The organism is Flagellimonas yonaguniensis (genome assembly GCF_029193885.1).
In the GTDB taxonomy this organism is placed as follows: domain Bacteria; phylum Bacteroidota; class Bacteroidia; order Flavobacteriales; family Flavobacteriaceae; genus Flagellimonas; species Flagellimonas yonaguniensis.
Window position 1 is genome coordinate 72,166 of sequence record NZ_JARFVB010000012.1, and the last position, 15,351, is coordinate 87,516.

13 protein-coding genes are annotated in these 15,351 nt (G+C 42.2%); 7 read left to right on the plus strand and 6 right to left on the minus strand.

Annotated features, from left to right (window positions below):
• Positions 1-3: 3 nt before the first annotated feature.
• The 3 genes from PY092_RS15430 to PY092_RS15440 form a co-directional block, all read right to left on the minus strand.
• Positions 4-2,655 carry a carboxypeptidase-like regulatory domain-containing protein gene (locus PY092_RS15430; protein ID WP_275616703.1) on the minus strand — a complete coding sequence of 884 codons (2,652 nt, stop codon included), beginning with the start codon at positions 2,653-2,655 and terminating at the stop codon, positions 4-6.
• A gap of 163 nt (positions 2,656-2,818) precedes the next feature.
• Positions 2,819-3,433 (minus strand): trimeric intracellular cation channel family protein, encoded by a 615-nt coding sequence (locus tag PY092_RS15435; protein WP_275616704.1) that lies wholly within the window; start codon positions 3,431-3,433, stop codon positions 2,819-2,821.
• 2 nt (positions 3,434-3,435) lie between these two features.
• The gene (locus PY092_RS15440; RefSeq protein ID WP_275616705.1) at positions 3,436-4,161 is read right to left on the minus strand and encodes an RDD family protein; all 726 of its coding nucleotides are present in this window, start codon (positions 4,159-4,161) and stop codon (positions 3,436-3,438) included.
• A gap of 35 nt (positions 4,162-4,196) precedes the next feature.
• Between PY092_RS15440 and PY092_RS15445 the strand changes: the two genes are divergently transcribed.
• The 6 genes from PY092_RS15445 to PY092_RS15470 are packed head-to-tail and all read left to right on the plus strand — an operon-like array spanning position 4,197 to position 10,362.
• Positions 4,197-5,168 carry a stage II sporulation protein M gene (locus tag PY092_RS15445; RefSeq protein WP_275616706.1) on the plus strand — a complete coding sequence of 324 codons (972 nt, stop codon included), beginning with the start codon at positions 4,197-4,199 and terminating at the stop codon, positions 5,166-5,168.
• Complete coding sequence (locus PY092_RS15450; protein ID WP_275616707.1) at positions 5,149-6,090, plus strand: hypothetical protein; 942 nt, start codon at positions 5,149-5,151, stop codon at positions 6,088-6,090. Before PY092_RS15445 ends, PY092_RS15450 begins: the two co-directional genes overlap by 20 nt.
• Positions 6,087-6,806, plus strand: a complete 720-nt coding sequence (locus PY092_RS15455; protein WP_275616708.1) for a hypothetical protein — start codon at positions 6,087-6,089, stop codon at positions 6,804-6,806. The genes PY092_RS15450 and PY092_RS15455 overlap by 4 nt, the downstream gene beginning before the upstream one ends.
• Before the next feature lie 2 nt (positions 6,807-6,808).
• Positions 6,809-8,020, plus strand: coding sequence for a DUF4350 domain-containing protein (locus tag PY092_RS15460; RefSeq protein ID WP_275616709.1), 1,212 nt, complete (start codon positions 6,809-6,811; stop codon positions 8,018-8,020).
• 4 nt (positions 8,021-8,024) lie between these two features.
• Positions 8,025-9,023: an AAA family ATPase gene (locus PY092_RS15465; protein ID WP_275616710.1), complete on the plus strand. Its 999-nt coding sequence runs from the start codon at positions 8,025-8,027 to the stop codon at positions 9,021-9,023.
• A gap of 4 nt (positions 9,024-9,027) precedes the next feature.
• Positions 9,028-10,362 carry a DUF58 domain-containing protein gene (locus tag PY092_RS15470; protein WP_275616711.1) on the plus strand — a complete coding sequence of 445 codons (1,335 nt, stop codon included), beginning with the start codon at positions 9,028-9,030 and terminating at the stop codon, positions 10,360-10,362.
• A gap of 182 nt (positions 10,363-10,544) precedes the next feature.
• On the opposite strand, the gene PY092_RS15475 is transcribed toward PY092_RS15470, so the two are convergent.
• Genes PY092_RS15475 through mnmA form a run of 3 tightly spaced genes read right to left on the minus strand, consistent with a single transcriptional unit; the run spans position 10,545 to position 13,254 of the window.
• Positions 10,545-11,018, minus strand: coding sequence for a YfiM family lipoprotein (locus tag PY092_RS15475; RefSeq protein WP_275616712.1), 474 nt, complete (start codon positions 11,016-11,018; stop codon positions 10,545-10,547).
• Positions 11,019-11,067: 49 nt separating this feature from the next.
• A complete protein-coding gene (locus tag PY092_RS15480; protein ID WP_275616713.1) occupies positions 11,068-12,009 on the minus strand; it encodes an NAD(P)H-dependent flavin oxidoreductase in 942 nt (313 codons plus the stop codon).
• A gap of 54 nt (positions 12,010-12,063) precedes the next feature.
• Complete coding sequence (mnmA, locus tag PY092_RS15485; RefSeq protein WP_275616714.1) at positions 12,064-13,254, minus strand: tRNA 2-thiouridine(34) synthase MnmA; 1,191 nt, start codon at positions 13,252-13,254, stop codon at positions 12,064-12,066.
• A 201-nt stretch (positions 13,255-13,455) separates the two neighbouring features.
• On the opposite strand from mnmA, the gene PY092_RS15490 reads away from it, so the two are divergent.
• On the plus strand, positions 13,456-15,324 hold the full coding sequence (locus PY092_RS15490) for a fasciclin domain-containing protein (protein WP_275616715.1): 1,869 nt from the start codon (positions 13,456-13,458) through the stop codon (positions 15,322-15,324).
• The last annotated feature ends 27 nt before the right edge of the window (positions 15,325-15,351 follow it).

Genomic DNA, 15,351 nt, shown 5'->3' on the forward strand with positions numbered 1-15,351 from the left:
ATTTTAAATTTTCATGTTGATTCCAAATATGATTTGACGAAAACCACCACCGAACACTCCCGAAGTGGCCCTGTTCAATCGCGAAGCCCTATAAATATTATCGGTAATGTTCTTTCCATTGACAAAAATGGTCGCATCGATTTTCTTGCCGATGGTCATATCATAGTTCAAAAAAGCATCAATCGTGGTGTAAGCTGGCAATTGGCCAATGGCCCCATCTGCGGATTCGTTCACAAAATTGTGAAACTCGGTGTATTGCTTGCCCACATGGTGCACATTAAATCCGCTCGATAATCTTTTCCAATCATAATTGAGACCAAGGCTCATATTGATATTGGGCGTATACGGTGCCTCCGAATCTGAAAGTCCTTCATTACCAAATGTGATGACACTCCTAGTGATGTTGGGAAATTGGGAAGTATCCACGGTTTGGTCGGTCAATAAGACTTCTCCACTTCCATTGTCCACATAAATTTCGTAAGCATCCCTGTTCGCATTTACCTTGTCCACATACTCGTTCTGCGTGGCGGTACCGTGAATAACCTGCGAAAAGAGATCTCTATCCTCCAATTTGCCCGCTTTTACCTTGGAATCCATATAGGTTACATTGCCCAAAAAGTGCAATTGATGCCCATTCATGTTCAAAAGCTCGGCATTGATGGCCATTTCCACTCCTTGCACATTGATTTCCCCCAACTCGGTAAACACTTCATTTCGTCCTCCAGCATAAAAGTTCCTGCTCGCATTGTGGAAATAGGTCAATTGTCCTTGGATACAATTGTCCAGTAGACTACCTCTCCAACCAATTTCCTTGTTCCAGCTCAACTCCGGTTCAATATTGATGCTCTGTCCCGCCAATGGATTGGTAACCACTCCGTCTTGCTCCACCAAAAACCCGAATACTTTAGAAGGTGCTATCATCCCTTGGTACACACTACCGTAAAATTCACCATTGCCATAATCGTAATTTACCGTGATTCCAGGTAAAAATTGATTGTACACATTTGGCTCCCTGCCTTCCGTGGTACTTTCCAAATCAGGATTTTGCGACAAGGCCAAAAGGTCCTGCCGGAACATATCCACGTGCTCGAAACGAAGAATAGGTGTCACTCCCCATTTTCCAAAATGGAACTCATTTCGGATATATCCATTGGCCGACCACAACCGATACCACAGATCTTTGGTCGCCGTCCCATACCTGGCCCATCTGGAATTGTCCGCCTCCAAGAAAACATCCTTGAAGGTTTCACGGTGCAGGTTGATGCTGCCCTCGAACTCACTTGGAGCACCAAAGGCCTCCCAATCTGCGTTTACGGTTTCCTTGATTCCGGAAACACGATAAATCCAACGACTGTCCGTAGTGCTTTCCTGTCCATTTTCCACTCGACCGACGATGACATAATCCTCATCATCAAATGTTCTTCCCGCTAAATATCCATATCTATCATTAAAAATTTCATCGCCCACATAATCCTGAACTTCGGAGGCCCGAACCTTAGCAGTGACCTGTCTCCACCAATCCCGTTCAAAATCCGATGCATACACTTTTGTGGTAAAGCTCAAATCATCCTTTGGGAGCCATTTATGGATTATATCCACACCGTAACGTCTCATGATAAATTGATCTGCATCCAAAGGGTTTTGGGACGGATCTGCTTCAAAAGTAAAAGGGGTCTGGGAACTCAAAGAAGCCTGATTGTCCTCAAACTGTCCACTGACCTTGAAATAAAGTGATTGATTTTCGGACAGTTTGGCAAAAATCTTGGCATTTAGGTTCAAGATCTCGACGGATGAATTATCGGTGAATCCATCAAACTTCTTATAAACGCCCTCGACCAATCCACCTATATCATTCCAAGTACCTCCATAAGAAAACAGCCCTGAAGTATAGTTTCGCTGACCTCCCGTCAATTTGAGTCGCAGGGTCGGTTTTTGTGGTGGTAGGGCCGTAATATAGTTCACAGCGCCGTACATGTTGTTGGGACCATACCGTAGCAAATCCGCCCCTTTGTACACTTCAATGGAAGTAATGCGATCACTCACAGGATTGTAATATGCTCCTGGCGCTATGTAAGGTGCAGGAGCCGATGGGGTGCCATCTTCCATCAACAACACCTTTTTGGAACGCCTTCCCCACGAACCTCGAATACTGATGTTCGGTCGGTTGGACAATCCCATATCACCCACTATGTTGACACCTGGAATAGTTCGCAGCACCTCTTCGGTACTCAACGGATTGATATTCTTCAAGGAAACGGGATTGATCCTGAAATTGCTCCCTTTAAACTCACTTTTGAAATTTTTGGGCGAAGCACTTACAATTACTTCGCTCAATGTGGTGTTGGACCTTTTTAATGCAATGGTTCCCAAATCGTGGCTGTCAGGTATGGACACTTCCCATTCTTCATAACCCAAATACTTTACTGCAAGTGAGCTATCATCAGAATCTGCTTGAACCTCAAAATTCCCAAAATCATCGGTCAAGGTTCCTTTATTGCTGGGTTTGAGAACAATTTGGGCACCGATCAAGGGTTGACCATCAGTGGCATCCACCACTTTTCCCTTTAGGCTCTCCTGGCTCTGGGCCTGAAAACCATGGAACAAAATAGATATGAAAAATAGAATTTGAACTGGAGAAACAACTGTTGTATTCATTGATGTGTATAAAACTTTTAATTATTGAATTGGTTATTTCAAAAGAACCAATGTAGCAGTATGTCCACGGGGTTCGGATTAACGAAAAAGTAAAATTGACTAATGAGAGGTTAATGGTGCTAAACAACCATTAACCAATATTGAATAAGGGTTAGGGAAGCAACTATTGAGTCTGCTTTTTATAAAGACCGGGCAAGCTTATTTTGAAACGCACGGCCAACAACCTAAGGAATATGACCACCAAAATACCCGCGATATAGGCATATTCTTCTTTAACGGGGAACTGTATGATCAAAAAGTAGCTCAACGCACCAAGTATACAAGCAGTCGCATAAATTTCCTTATGGAAAATCACAGGAATTTCATTACAGAGAATATCCCGTATCACTCCACCAAAACAAGCGGTCATGGTACCCAAGAAGATGCACATTACAGGCAAGAGTTCGGCTTCCAACCCTTTTTCCACGCCTACCATGGTATAAAGCCCGATACCTATGGTATCGAACAAGAACAACGACCTTCGGAGGTATTTGAGCTTGTTCACAAAAATGATGGCGAAAACCACTGAAATAAATATGGTAATGACATAGGTAAGGTCCTGCATCCAACCCACAGGGGTGTTTCCTATCAACAGATCACGCAAGGTACCTCCCCCGATAGCAGTCACGAAAGCAATGATGAACACCCCGAAGAGATCCAAACGTTTTTCCATGGCCACCAACACTCCCGAAATGGCAAAGGCGATGGTACCCAAAATGTCGATGGTCAAATACAGCATACCTACATTTTTTGGGTGTAGTAGTTATAATCTTTTAGTACTGTATCAATGTATTGTACGTCATAAAGATTGGAATTGGTTTTCAAGATGCTGTCCACCTTAACACGAAGTGCAGTCAAGGTTTTAAAATCCCCACTTTTCTTGGCTATTTGGTAGGTTTCCTTAATCAAACGCACATCTTTATCGGTCAACAAGGTAACATTGGTAAACTGTGGAACGTAGGCTTCTTCCACTTCTTCCAAAATGGTATGGGAGACCTTGGTCTTTTTTTTGGTACTGATGACAACCGTTCCAGCAGCCGCATCGCCCACACGTTGTCTTTTTTCAGAAAAAAGAATGCTCAAAATACCTATGGAACCCAAAAAAATCCAGATGTCCACCAAACGCAGCATCCACCGGACCAAAAGATTGCTCCAATGTACAGGGGTACCATCCAACCGTACCACGCGCATTTTCATCAACATTTTGCCCACTGTTTTTCCGTTGAACAAACTGTGCATCAACAAAGAATAGAACATTGCCGGCAAAAAAATAAGCATGGCCAATCCGCGCTGGGTCCAACTGTCCTCATAAACATACCCAATGGCATCACTGATCAAACTCACTAGATAAGCGTACATATAAAGTATGAGACCGTCGATCAGAAAAGCAATAATTCGCTCGCCAATTCCCACGATCTTATAATCTAAGTTGACATTTTGCGTTGTATTGATTTGGAGGTTCTCCATATAAACGTAATTTTAGATCAAGGAAAATTCCATGTATGCGCGAAGCTGCCTTTGTGAAGCAAAATAAGGAAAAATGGATTGCTTTTGAAAAAGCAATCGCCTCAGGTTCCCAAACAGATCCTGATGCCCTTGTGGATGGTTATATCCAGCTTACCAATGACCTAGCTTACGCACAAACCTATTACGCTGAAAGCAAGACTTTATTGTATTTGAACTCATTGGCTTCACAAGCGCATCAAAAAATTTACAAGAACAAGAAGGAATCAGGTAACCGTATTATTAAGTTTTGGGCAAAGGAGTTTCCATTGTTTTTTAAACAGTACCACAAAACACTCTTGGTCACTTTTTTAATTTTTATTGCTGCTACAGCTATTGGTTCCTTATCGGCCATAAACGACGCTTCTTTTGTACGATTGATTTTAGGCGATTCCTATGTAAACGAAACCTTGAACAATATTGCTAAAGGGGAACCTACGGCAATTTACAAGGGCGGAAGCGAGATCGGTACATTTTTGGGCATTACCATAAACAATATTCGAGTCGGTTTTTTGGCTTTTGCCTTTGGCGTGATAACAAGTATTGGAACGGTTTATATCCTATTTAGCAATGGGGTTATGCTGGGTGCCTTTATTACATTTTTTTATACCAAGGGGGTCTTTTTTGAAGCCAACCGTCAAATTTGGCTTCACGGTACCATAGAAATTTCAGTTATTATAATTGCTGGCTGTGCGGGCATCATTATGGGCAACAGCATTCTTTTTCCCAAGACTTTTTCTAGACGGATTTCTTTTATGAAAGGGGCAAAAGATGGTTTAAAGGTAGTGGTCAGCACCATACCTTTTTTTATCATCGCAGGGTTTATTGAAGGTTTTATTACCCGTTATGCCACAATGCCGGATTGGCTGGCCTTTTTCATCATTGGAGGCTCATTGCTCTTGATTGTTTATTATTATATCATATATCCCATCTTACTAAACCGAAAAATACATGAAGGAAAAATATATTGAGCTAAGAATCAACCATGATTTTGGGGACATCCTTTCCGTATATTTTGAGTTCTTACGACAGAACATCAAAAAATTCACCAATGTATTTTTAAGCTACAATGGTGTGTTTTTAATCGGATTGTTGATCACAAGCTATTTACTGGTATCGGGATTCATAGGCATGGTTACCGAAAGTTCCAATAGATATGGCATTGACGCAGGTGTATCGAACGAGGGAATGTACTGGACCTATATTGTGTCGGGCGGCATTCTGTTTTTCATTATTTTTTTGCTTGTCGCAGGACTCAATTTCAGCTTGAGCTCTTCCTATTTGATTAAATATGAGGAAAACAAAGGCATGGGTTTTGACAAAAAAGATGTTTGGAACCATACCAAAAACAACTTTGGGAAAACCTTGATCTTCATCCTTTTGCTGATTCCCATTTATATAGGTTTCTTTATCATAGCCATCATCCTTGCATTTATCCCGCTGTTGGGAATGTTCGCACAATACATCGTCCAATTTGGAATGACGGCGTGGATCGGTGTTTCCTTTTTTAGCATGATGAGCCAAAAAAAAGACACCGTAGAAGGCTATGGTGAAGGCTGGAGATTGATCAACAATAATTTTTGGAAGTCCGTCGGTGTGAATTTCATTTTGGGTTTGCTCAATGGACTGTTGGCATTCATCATATTATTGGTCCCATCCATTATCATTGGAATTTACACGTTTCACGTAGTGGAAAACAATGTGGATGTAGCAGGTTCGGTGGTTTCCACCATTGTCTACACCTTGGGATTGTGCATTTTCCTCATCTTAATGGTGTATGCCCAATGCCTATCCCAATTTGTAAACGGCATTCTGTTCTATGCCCTGCACGAGAAAGCCTATAACGTGAACACCAGAAGCAAAATAGACCAAATAGGACAATCAAATCAGTGATCAAGCACCTCTACATACCATTCTTTTTTATTGGGATGTATCTGGGGTTTACCCAAAATGATTCCATTCGGATTCCTGTTGATACTAGCTCCATTATAACAGAACGTACCATTGATGGGGACCTGAACGAAAAATACGCTGGGGAGGAATTTGATTATGATGTCAAAACAGGGGAATCCTCCAATTTGCTCAGTCGTTTTATCCGATGGTTTCTAAATACCTTGAACGATACTTTTGGATTCAACATTTCCCCAGAGACGCTTATTATCCTGGAATATGTGATCTATGTACTCATAGGTACTTTGGCCATCTATCTATTGGTCAGGCTGTTTGTGAATGAAAAATTCAACGCCATCTTTACCAAAAAGGCAAAATCGATTGACATCATCGACTTTTCGGAAGAGCATATTGAGACGGTCGATCTGGATTCCCTTATGGAGGAAGCCATCAAAAATAAAAACTACCGACTTGCCGTACGTTACCAGTTTCTCAAAATCCTGAAGCAACTCTCCCAAAAAAACATCATAGAGTGGCATTTTGAAAAAACCAATGTGGACTATGAGCGTGAAATTGATGAAGTTGGATTGCAACGGGAGTTCAAAAAAGCCTCTTATCTATACGAGAACATTTGGTACGGAGAGCAACCCATTGATGAAAATGGCTACGCCAGAACCAACTTACGCTTTGATGCCGTAAAAAATGCAATTCCAAAATAGCCATGGACAAAAAATCGAAAATAGTAATCGGTATATTTGCTCTGGTGGTCGTGGGAATTATCATCACGGAGGTCGTGCGTCCAAAACCCATCAATTGGAACCCCTCCTACACGGCTACGGACAAAATTCCCTTCGGATGCCATGTACTCTACAACGAACTTCCTACCATTTTTCCCAACAACACCATTGAAACTGTCCAAGAAAGTGTGTACAACGTTTTGCTGGAGCGGGATTCCTCCAAGTTATCCAACTATTTGATCATCAACGATGGTATACATCTGGACAAACAAGAAACCCACCAAATTTTAGACTACGTAAACCAAGGAAATACAGTTTTTATAGCAGCAGCTGGTTTGGGGTGGCAACTCATGGACACCTTGAACATTGCCATTAGTTCTGATTATTCATTAAAAGAGGGTTCGGCCATTTTAAGCTTGACCCATAAAAAATTCAAAGACGAGAAATTTACCTTGTCCAGAGGAGTGTTCAACTCCCACTTTACCAGCGTAGACTCCACGAACACCACTATTTTAGGGAACATAACCTATACGAGAGAAAACTATCTGGAAGAACAATCAAGCGAACAGGTAACCAAACCTAATTTTATAAGGACTGACTTTGGAAAAGGTGCTTTTATACTGTCCACAACCCCACAGGCCTATTCCAATTACTATATGCTCAAAGGCAATTCAAGCTATGTGACCCACTCATTTGGTTATTTGCAAAATAGGGAAGTACTCTATTGGGACAATTACAAGAAAGCAGGCAGGGTGGTCATAGATTCCCCCATGCGTTTTGTGCTCAACCAAGTTTCCCTTAAATGGGCCTATTATCTAACTATAATCGGACTACTACTGTTTGTTCTTTTCAAGGGGAAACGAGAACAACGGATCATTCCTGTAATTGAACCCCTCAAGAATTCATCGGTCGAATTTGCCCAAGCCGTTGGTTCGCTATATCATCAAAATAAAGATCATACAGACCTGATACACAAAAAAATAAATTACTTTTTGGCCTACTTAAGAAATCAGTATCATATCGAGACCACTAAACTCAACGAACAAACCATACAAATTTTGGCATCTAGGGCAGGAAAAGATATGACCGAGACCAAAAATTTGGTTGAATTTATTCTAAAACTGAAAAATAAAAATGTTCACTCGGAACAGGAAAGTATAGAACTGAACAAAAAAATAACCGCATTTAAGCAGTAACAATATGGAAGAAAACGAACAGCAGGAAGACGCATTACAATTTAATTCCCGTGTTGACCTTGGTCAACTACAAAATGCCGTTTCACAAATAAAGAGCGAGCTGGGCAAGGTCATTATTGGGCAACAGGACATGATAGAGCTCCTTATTATTTCAATTCTGGCCAACGGGCATTCGCTCATTGAAGGTGTTCCCGGAGTTGCCAAAACGGTAACCGCCAAATTACTGGCCAAGACCATGAGCGTGGATTTCAGCCGTATCCAGTTCACACCCGACCTTATGCCCAGTGATATTTTGGGGACTTCCATCTTCAATGTGAAGACTTCGGAATTCCAGTTTAAAAAGGGCCCCTTGTTCTCCAACATCATTTTGATTGATGAAATCAACCGTGCACCTGCCAAAACCCAAGCCGCCCTGTTTGAGGCCATGGCGGAGAGACAAATAACCATGGACGGTATTGAATATGAAATGGAACCACCTTTTTTGGTTTTTGCCACCCAGAACCCCATTGAGCAAGAAGGAACCTACCGACTGCCCGAAGCGCAATTGGACCGTTTTCTTTTCAAGATCAATGTCGAATACCCTTCATTGGATGAAGAAATACAGATTTTGGAAAGCAAGCACCAACAAAAAACCAAGGCGGAAGAGGATTTGGTCAGCGCATTGCTATCTGCAAAACAGATTGCTGAATACCAAGACACCATAAAGGGAATCATTGTAGAGAAAAACCTCCTAAAGTACATCGCTTCCATTGTGGACAACACCCGTACCAATGCCAACCTTTACCTCGGTGCATCACCTAGGGCTTCCATTGCCATCATGGACGCCTCAAAAGCCTTGGCCGCGATGAATGGCCGGGATTTTATTACGCCAGACGATATCAAGAAAGTGGCCGCCCCTGTTTTGGGGCATCGTATCATGCTCACGCCTGAGAGGGAAATGGAGGGACTTACATCGGAACAAGTGGTAAAGCAAATTGTCGACGGTATCGAAATTCCAAGATAGCACAGTGAAAAGGCTCTTTAGACCCATATACCTGCAAAAACGATTTTTCATCGCCCTTACCATCTTGATCGTGGGCTTTGTCGTCTCGTACATGGTCCCTAATTTATTCGGGGTGCTAAAGCTGCTATTTCTAATTTTGATTTTATTTCTCATTGCTGATATACTCCTGCTCTTTGCCTCCAAAGGTAAAGTTGAAGGCACACGGCTATTGCCCGATAAACTTTCCAATGGAGACGAAAACCCCGTACAGATTAAAATAACAAATGGGTATTTGTTTCTTGTGAAGCTTAAAATCATTGACGAGATTCCGTTCCAGTTCCAAAAAAGGGATTTTCAATTGCAGAGCAAACTTGGGAGCGGTAAAAGCAAGTCATTTTCATACCAATTAAGACCTACTGAACGTGGGGTATACTACTTCGGAAGTTTGAACATATTCGCTATTTCCCCCATAGGGTTTTTAGCAAAAAAATACAGTTTTGATGATGCGCGGGAAGTCCCTGTCTATCCATCGTTCCTACAATTACAAAAATATGACCTACTAGCCTTTAGCAACCGTTTGCACCAATATGGCCTAAAAAAAATAAGACGTATTGGACATACCATGGAGTTTGAACAGATTAAGGATTATGTACTGGGCGATGACATTCGGAACATCAACTGGAAAGCCACCGCCAAACGTGGACAACTAATGGTCAACCAATATCAAGATGAAAAATCACAGCCCGTTTACTCCGTAATCGATAAAGGTCGTGTTATGAAAATGCCATTCAATGGATTAAGCTTATTGGATTATGCGATTAACTCCACTTTGGTCATCAGTAACATTGCCTTGAAAAAACAGGACAAGGCAGGTATGTTCTCCTTTAGTGATAAAATTGAGAACAGAGTGGTCGCCGAGCGTCGTAGTTCCCAAATGAACCTCATTTTGGAAACCTTGTACAATCTGGAAACCAATTTCGTTGAGAGTGATTTTAGCAGGTTATATATTGATGTAAAGCGAAACTTAAATCAACGAAGCCTTTTGCTGCTCTACACCAACTTTGAAACCATGGATGCCCTACATAGGCAACTTCCCTATCTCGTGGCCATGGCCAAACAGCATTTATTAGTGGTCATTTTCTTTGAAAATACCGAACTCAACAAGTTTGCCTGTAAAAGTGCGGAAACGGTGCTTCAAATTTTTGAACAGACCATTGCTGAAAAGTTCATTTATGAAAAAAAACTCATTGTCAACGAACTTCGAAAGCATGGTATCCAAACCATTTTAACGAAACCCGAGGAGCTGACCGTGAACACCATCAATAAATATCTGGAAATAAAAGCTAGGGGAATTATTTGATTTGCCCCCATACTTTTTTTGACCCCAAAAGGCGTCAGTTCGAGTTTTTCCCAAAAGGAAAAGTATCGAGAACAAAGAATGTGTATCCATATTACAATTCTCGATAAAATTTTTCTTCGTTCCACTTCAAAAAATCACTCGAATTGACGGATTTACACAGATTTCAAAAAATCATCGCAATATTATTCAACAACAAACTGCTGATTGGAAAGTCCCAAAGTGTTCAATGATGGTAATTTACCTTCTAGCACCACAAATTCCGATGTTGGTTGAAGAAATTGCTTTTTCTTCTTTAGATCCAGTTTGGAATAACGTCCTCGTAAACGTCTTTTATCATCTTTTTTGGAGAAAAGGTCTATGGTGACCCCAATGGTGACCCCGCCTAAAACAGTTGCAGCCAAGTCATCATTGTCCCAACCATTTTCTCGCTGTCCCGCATCCACGGTTTCCTTGGCCAAACCAATAAGCGTACTGCCGGCTACGGAACCTACAAAAGTCCATATTCGGTTTCCGTCCGAAGCTTGTTTGGCGATTCCGGCCCCAGCAAGGCCAAAAAGATTGCCTCCCAGAAAATGGAGTGCTTTGTCCCGCTCCACTTGCCCATGGCAATGCGAGGCGAGCACAAAAAAGAGTAGTGTGGGGATAAGTGTTCTCATTGCGCTGGCTAAATATATTAAAAGTTTCTTAAACTCTTAGTGCAATGTCTTAATTGTCGCACATTTTGGCTTTCGTTTTATGGAATTCGGCCATCAATTCCTCAACAATTTCTGCAGCGGGGGTTATGTCATGGATCAAGCCCGAAACTTGGCCTATTTCCAATTCGCCTTCTTCCATATCCCCTTCGAACATGCCTTTTTTGGCTCTGGCCCTGCCTAATAGTTGCTTTAATTCTTCTTTGGTGGCACCATGGGCATACGCTTCCTGCACATCCCGAAAAAACTTGTTCTTGAGCAATCGTACTGGTGCGAGTTCCTTTAAGGTCAACTGGGTGTCTCCCTCTTTGGCATCCACCACCCATTTTTTAAAGAGTTCATGCGACGATGCTTCGGGGGTGGCCACAAACCTACTGCCCACCTGAACGCCGTCCGCTCCCAAGACCATGGCGGCCAACATGGCCCTTCCCGTGGCAATGCCCCCAGCAGCAATCAGGGGAATAGTTATTTTTTCTTTTACGGAAGGAATAAGTACCAGCGTTGTGGTTTCATCACGTCCATTATGTCCGCCTGCTTCAAAACCTTCGGCCACAACAGCATCCACCCCTGCTTCCTGAGCTTTGATGGCAAACTTTACGCTACTGACCACATGTACTACTGTTATTCCTTTCTCTTGAAGAAACTTGGTCCATGTTTTAGGGTTTCCTGCCGAAGTAAACACAATCTTCACTTCATGCTTGACAATAATATCCATCAACTTTTCTATGTCGGGATACAGCATCGGCACATTCACTCCAAAAGGTTTGTCCGTAGCCTTTTTACATTTGATGATATGCTCCTCCAATATTTTGGGGTACATGCTTCCCGCTCCCAACAAGCCCAATCCACCAGCATTTGAAACCGCTGAGGCCAAACGCCAACCGCTGGCCCAGACCATTCCCGCTTGAATGATGGGATATTCAATTCCAAAAAGTTGTGTGATTTTATTATGCATGGAAATTTGTGTTCAAGTTTCCACCAAAATAAACAAAATAAATAAGGAATCCGTTTACGAAATCACTCCAGAACCAATCAACTCGTCATTCAAATACCATGCGGCAAACTGCCCTTCGGTAATGGCAGATTGCTTCTCTTTGAAATCAACGAACAAGCCATTCTCTACTTTGTAGAGGGTTGCGGACTGTAACGGTTGACGGTATCGAATACGGGCTATGACCTCCATGGTCTCATCAACCTTCAAAGCTAAATCGGGACGTACCCAATGGAGTTCATCTTCTTTGATGAACAATGTATTTCTGAGCAGACCGGGATGTGCTTTTCCTTGTCCCGTATAAATGATGTTCTTATCAACGTCGGTATCGATGACGAACAAGGGTTCCTTGGTTCCGCCCACATTCAACCCTTTACGCTGCCCAATGGTAAAATAGTGCGCACCTTGATGCTCCCCTACCACTTTTCCGTCGGATTCGGAGTACACGGGTTTCTCAGCGCGAAACACCAATTTTTCCCGTTCGTTTTGAAAATCGGGAACCGTAGCTGAGAATTGGGCCGCATCGCTGGGCACTTCAACTATCACACCTTTTTTTGGCTTCAATTTTTGTTGTAAAAATTCAGGCAAGTGAACTTTGCCCACAAAACACAATCCTTGCGAATCCTTTTTATCCGCAGTAATCAAATTATTTTCAGCGGCTATTTTCCTTACTTCGGGCTTTAACAACTCTCCAATAGGAAACAAAGTTTTGGACAACTGTTCTTGTGAAAGTTGACAAAGGAAATAGGATTGGTCTTTGTTTGGGTCTTTTCCCGATAACAATTGATAGGTTTCGGTACCATCTTCATTCTGGATGGTTCCCTTTCTACAATAATGACCCGTAGCCACGTAATCAGCACCCAGTTGGAGGGCGATTTTCATGAACACATCGAACTTGATCTCGCGATTGCAGAGTACATCGGGATTGGGTGTCCTTCCCCTTTCGTACTCATTGAACATATAGTCCACGATTCGTTCTTTGTATTCGGCACTTAAATCTACCGTTTGGAAGGGAATCCCCAACTTTTCCGCTACAATCAATGCGTCATTGCTATCCTCCAACCATGGGCACTCCTCGGATATGGTCACTGAGTCATCATGCCAGTTCTTCATGAACAGGCCAATGACATCGTACCCTTGCTCTTTGAGCAGATAAGCAGCTACACTTGAATCCACTCCTCCCGAAAGTCCAACAACAACCTTTTTCATTGCAATGATTTAAGGCTACAAAAATACAAATTGACGTTTATTTAAAATGATAAATCTGTCATAAAGGAAAAGCATCAAAATATAATCCACTGAGATCATTGATTTTTATTTTGTTAAAGTTTTTAGTTAAAATGTTAAACATTGCTGTTTTTATTTTGTTTAAACATATTTTTAAAATATTAAACAAATAACTATCATCAAATGAAGACATTTAAACATTTAGCCCGACTGACCTTTTTATTATTATTTATCGGATTCACTTCGTGTTCCGACGATGACAACGGAACTACGCCTCCAATGGAAGAGGAGAACAACATTGTTGAAGCGGCACAAGCCACCTCTGAATTAAGCACTTTGGTCGCTGCCCTTCAAAAAGCGGATGAAAGTGCCAACAATGATTTGATTACTGCATTGAGCGGCGATGGTCCCTTTACCGTTTTTGCACCAACCAATGATGCATTTACCGATTTACTAGCCCAATTGGACGGTTTTGATTCGCTGGACGATTTCAACTCAGAACAACTACAAGACCTGTTGGCTGTGATTTTAACCTACCATGTAGTAGCTGATGCTGCCCTATCCACGGATTTAAGTGACGGTATGAGCCTTACTACCTTGCAGGGTTCTTCCTTACAAGTTTCTACTGAAGGTGGCGTGTTTATTCAAGATGCAACCGATGTAGCTGCTGAAGTAACTACTGCGGACATCGAAGTCTCCAATGGTGTTGTACATATAATAGACAAAGTATTGCTACCACAAACCATTTTGGATGAATTGGCAGATATCATTTTAGTTCCTATTACCGATTTGGCCATAGGAAACGAAAATCTACAAAACTTGGTAGCTGCACTTACAGCAGCCAATGGTGACCTACCAACCGTATTGCGCGGGGACGGACCATTTACAGTTTTGGCCCCGACTGATGAGGCATTTGAAACCTTCCTTGATGGTGCGGCCCTTGAGGATGTTCCAGTCGATGTATTGACCAATGTATTGCTCAACCACGTTATCAGCGGAAAAGTCACTTCCGAGGATTTGACTGGAATTGGTTCTGGTTATACGAATACCATGGCGATCGGAGCTGGAGATCAGAATGTAAGTTTATTCTTTGACACTTCCGATGGTGCAACATTTAACGGTGTATCATCCGTGGTAACACCAGATGTAAAAGCCATCAACGGTATTGTGCACGTAGTTGATGCCGTAATCGATATACCAAACATTGTGGACCATGCCATAGCCAATCCAGCTCTTTCCTCTTTGGTAGGAGCACTTACCGCTGGTGGAAACACAGCATTCACGGATTTGCTTTCCAATGAAGAGGAAATGTTTACCGTATTTGCCCCAGGTAACGATGCCTTTGATGCTTTTGCCAATCCAAATTCCAATGACTTGAACACTATTCTGGCCAATCACGTAGTGGTAGGCGCTGCCGCATTCTCTTCAGATTTGACAAATTCTTACGTGAATACCGCTGCTGAGTTTGATGTAGACGAAAACTTGAGTCTATATATCAATATCGATGAGGGTGTAACTTTGAATGGTACCAGCAACGTAGCCATGGCAGATATTGTGGCAAGCAATGGGGTAATCCATACTGTGGATGCTGTAATTGACTTGCCAACTGTTGTGACCTTTGCCCTAGCCGACCCTAATTTCTCCACTTTGGTACAAGCCTTAACTGAATTGACGCCAAATACGGATTTTGTGAGCGTATTGTCCGCCCAAGATGGTGCGGGAAGCGATCCATTCACGGTATTCGCACCTACCAACACGGCATTTGATGCCTTGGCGAGTATTCCAGATGAAGCAGACTTGGTTCCAATACTACAACACCATGTAGTGGCAGGTGCCAATGTACGTTCAGGAGACTTGAGCGATGGTACCACTGCAACAACTTTGGAAGGAGATATGATCACCATCAACCTACCCGGTACAGGGGACAACATCGCCGATATTACCGATGGTGCTGGAAACATGGGCATTGGTATCGATGCTGTGGATGTTCAGGCCATCAATGGTGTAATCCACGTAGTGGATACTGTATTGATTCCTGACACTTCAAACTAACTGGTTTTTGAGTAATAGATAGTGCAA

Excerpts from the sequence above, each read along its gene's own strand:
- PY092_RS15465 (WP_275616710.1), top strand. The coding sequence starts at position 8,025 with ATGGAAGAAAACGAACAGCAGGAAGACGCATTACAATTTAATTCCCGT.
- PY092_RS15480 (WP_275616713.1), bottom strand. The coding sequence starts at position 12,009 with ATGCATAATAAAATCACACAACTTTTTGGAATTGAATATCCCATCATT.
- PY092_RS15435 (WP_275616704.1), bottom strand. The coding sequence starts at position 3,433 with ATGCTGTATTTGACCATCGACATTTTGGGTACCATCGCCTTTGCCATT.
- PY092_RS15475 (WP_275616712.1), bottom strand. The coding sequence starts at position 11,018 with ATGAGAACACTTATCCCCACACTACTCTTTTTTGTGCTCGCCTCGCAT.
- PY092_RS15490 (WP_275616715.1), top strand. The coding sequence starts at position 13,456 with ATGAAGACATTTAAACATTTAGCCCGACTGACCTTTTTATTATTATTT.
- PY092_RS15460 (WP_275616709.1), top strand. The coding sequence starts at position 6,809 with ATGGACAAAAAATCGAAAATAGTAATCGGTATATTTGCTCTGGTGGTC.
- PY092_RS15440 (WP_275616705.1), bottom strand. The coding sequence starts at position 4,161 with ATGGAGAACCTCCAAATCAATACAACGCAAAATGTCAACTTAGATTAT.
- PY092_RS15430 (WP_275616703.1), bottom strand. The coding sequence starts at position 2,655 with ATGAATACAACAGTTGTTTCTCCAGTTCAAATTCTATTTTTCATATCT.
- PY092_RS15445 (WP_275616706.1), top strand. The coding sequence starts at position 4,197 with ATGCGCGAAGCTGCCTTTGTGAAGCAAAATAAGGAAAAATGGATTGCT.
- PY092_RS15450 (WP_275616707.1), top strand. The coding sequence starts at position 5,149 with ATGAAGGAAAAATATATTGAGCTAAGAATCAACCATGATTTTGGGGAC.
- mnmA (WP_275616714.1), bottom strand. The coding sequence starts at position 13,254 with ATGAAAAAGGTTGTTGTTGGACTTTCGGGAGGAGTGGATTCAAGTGTA.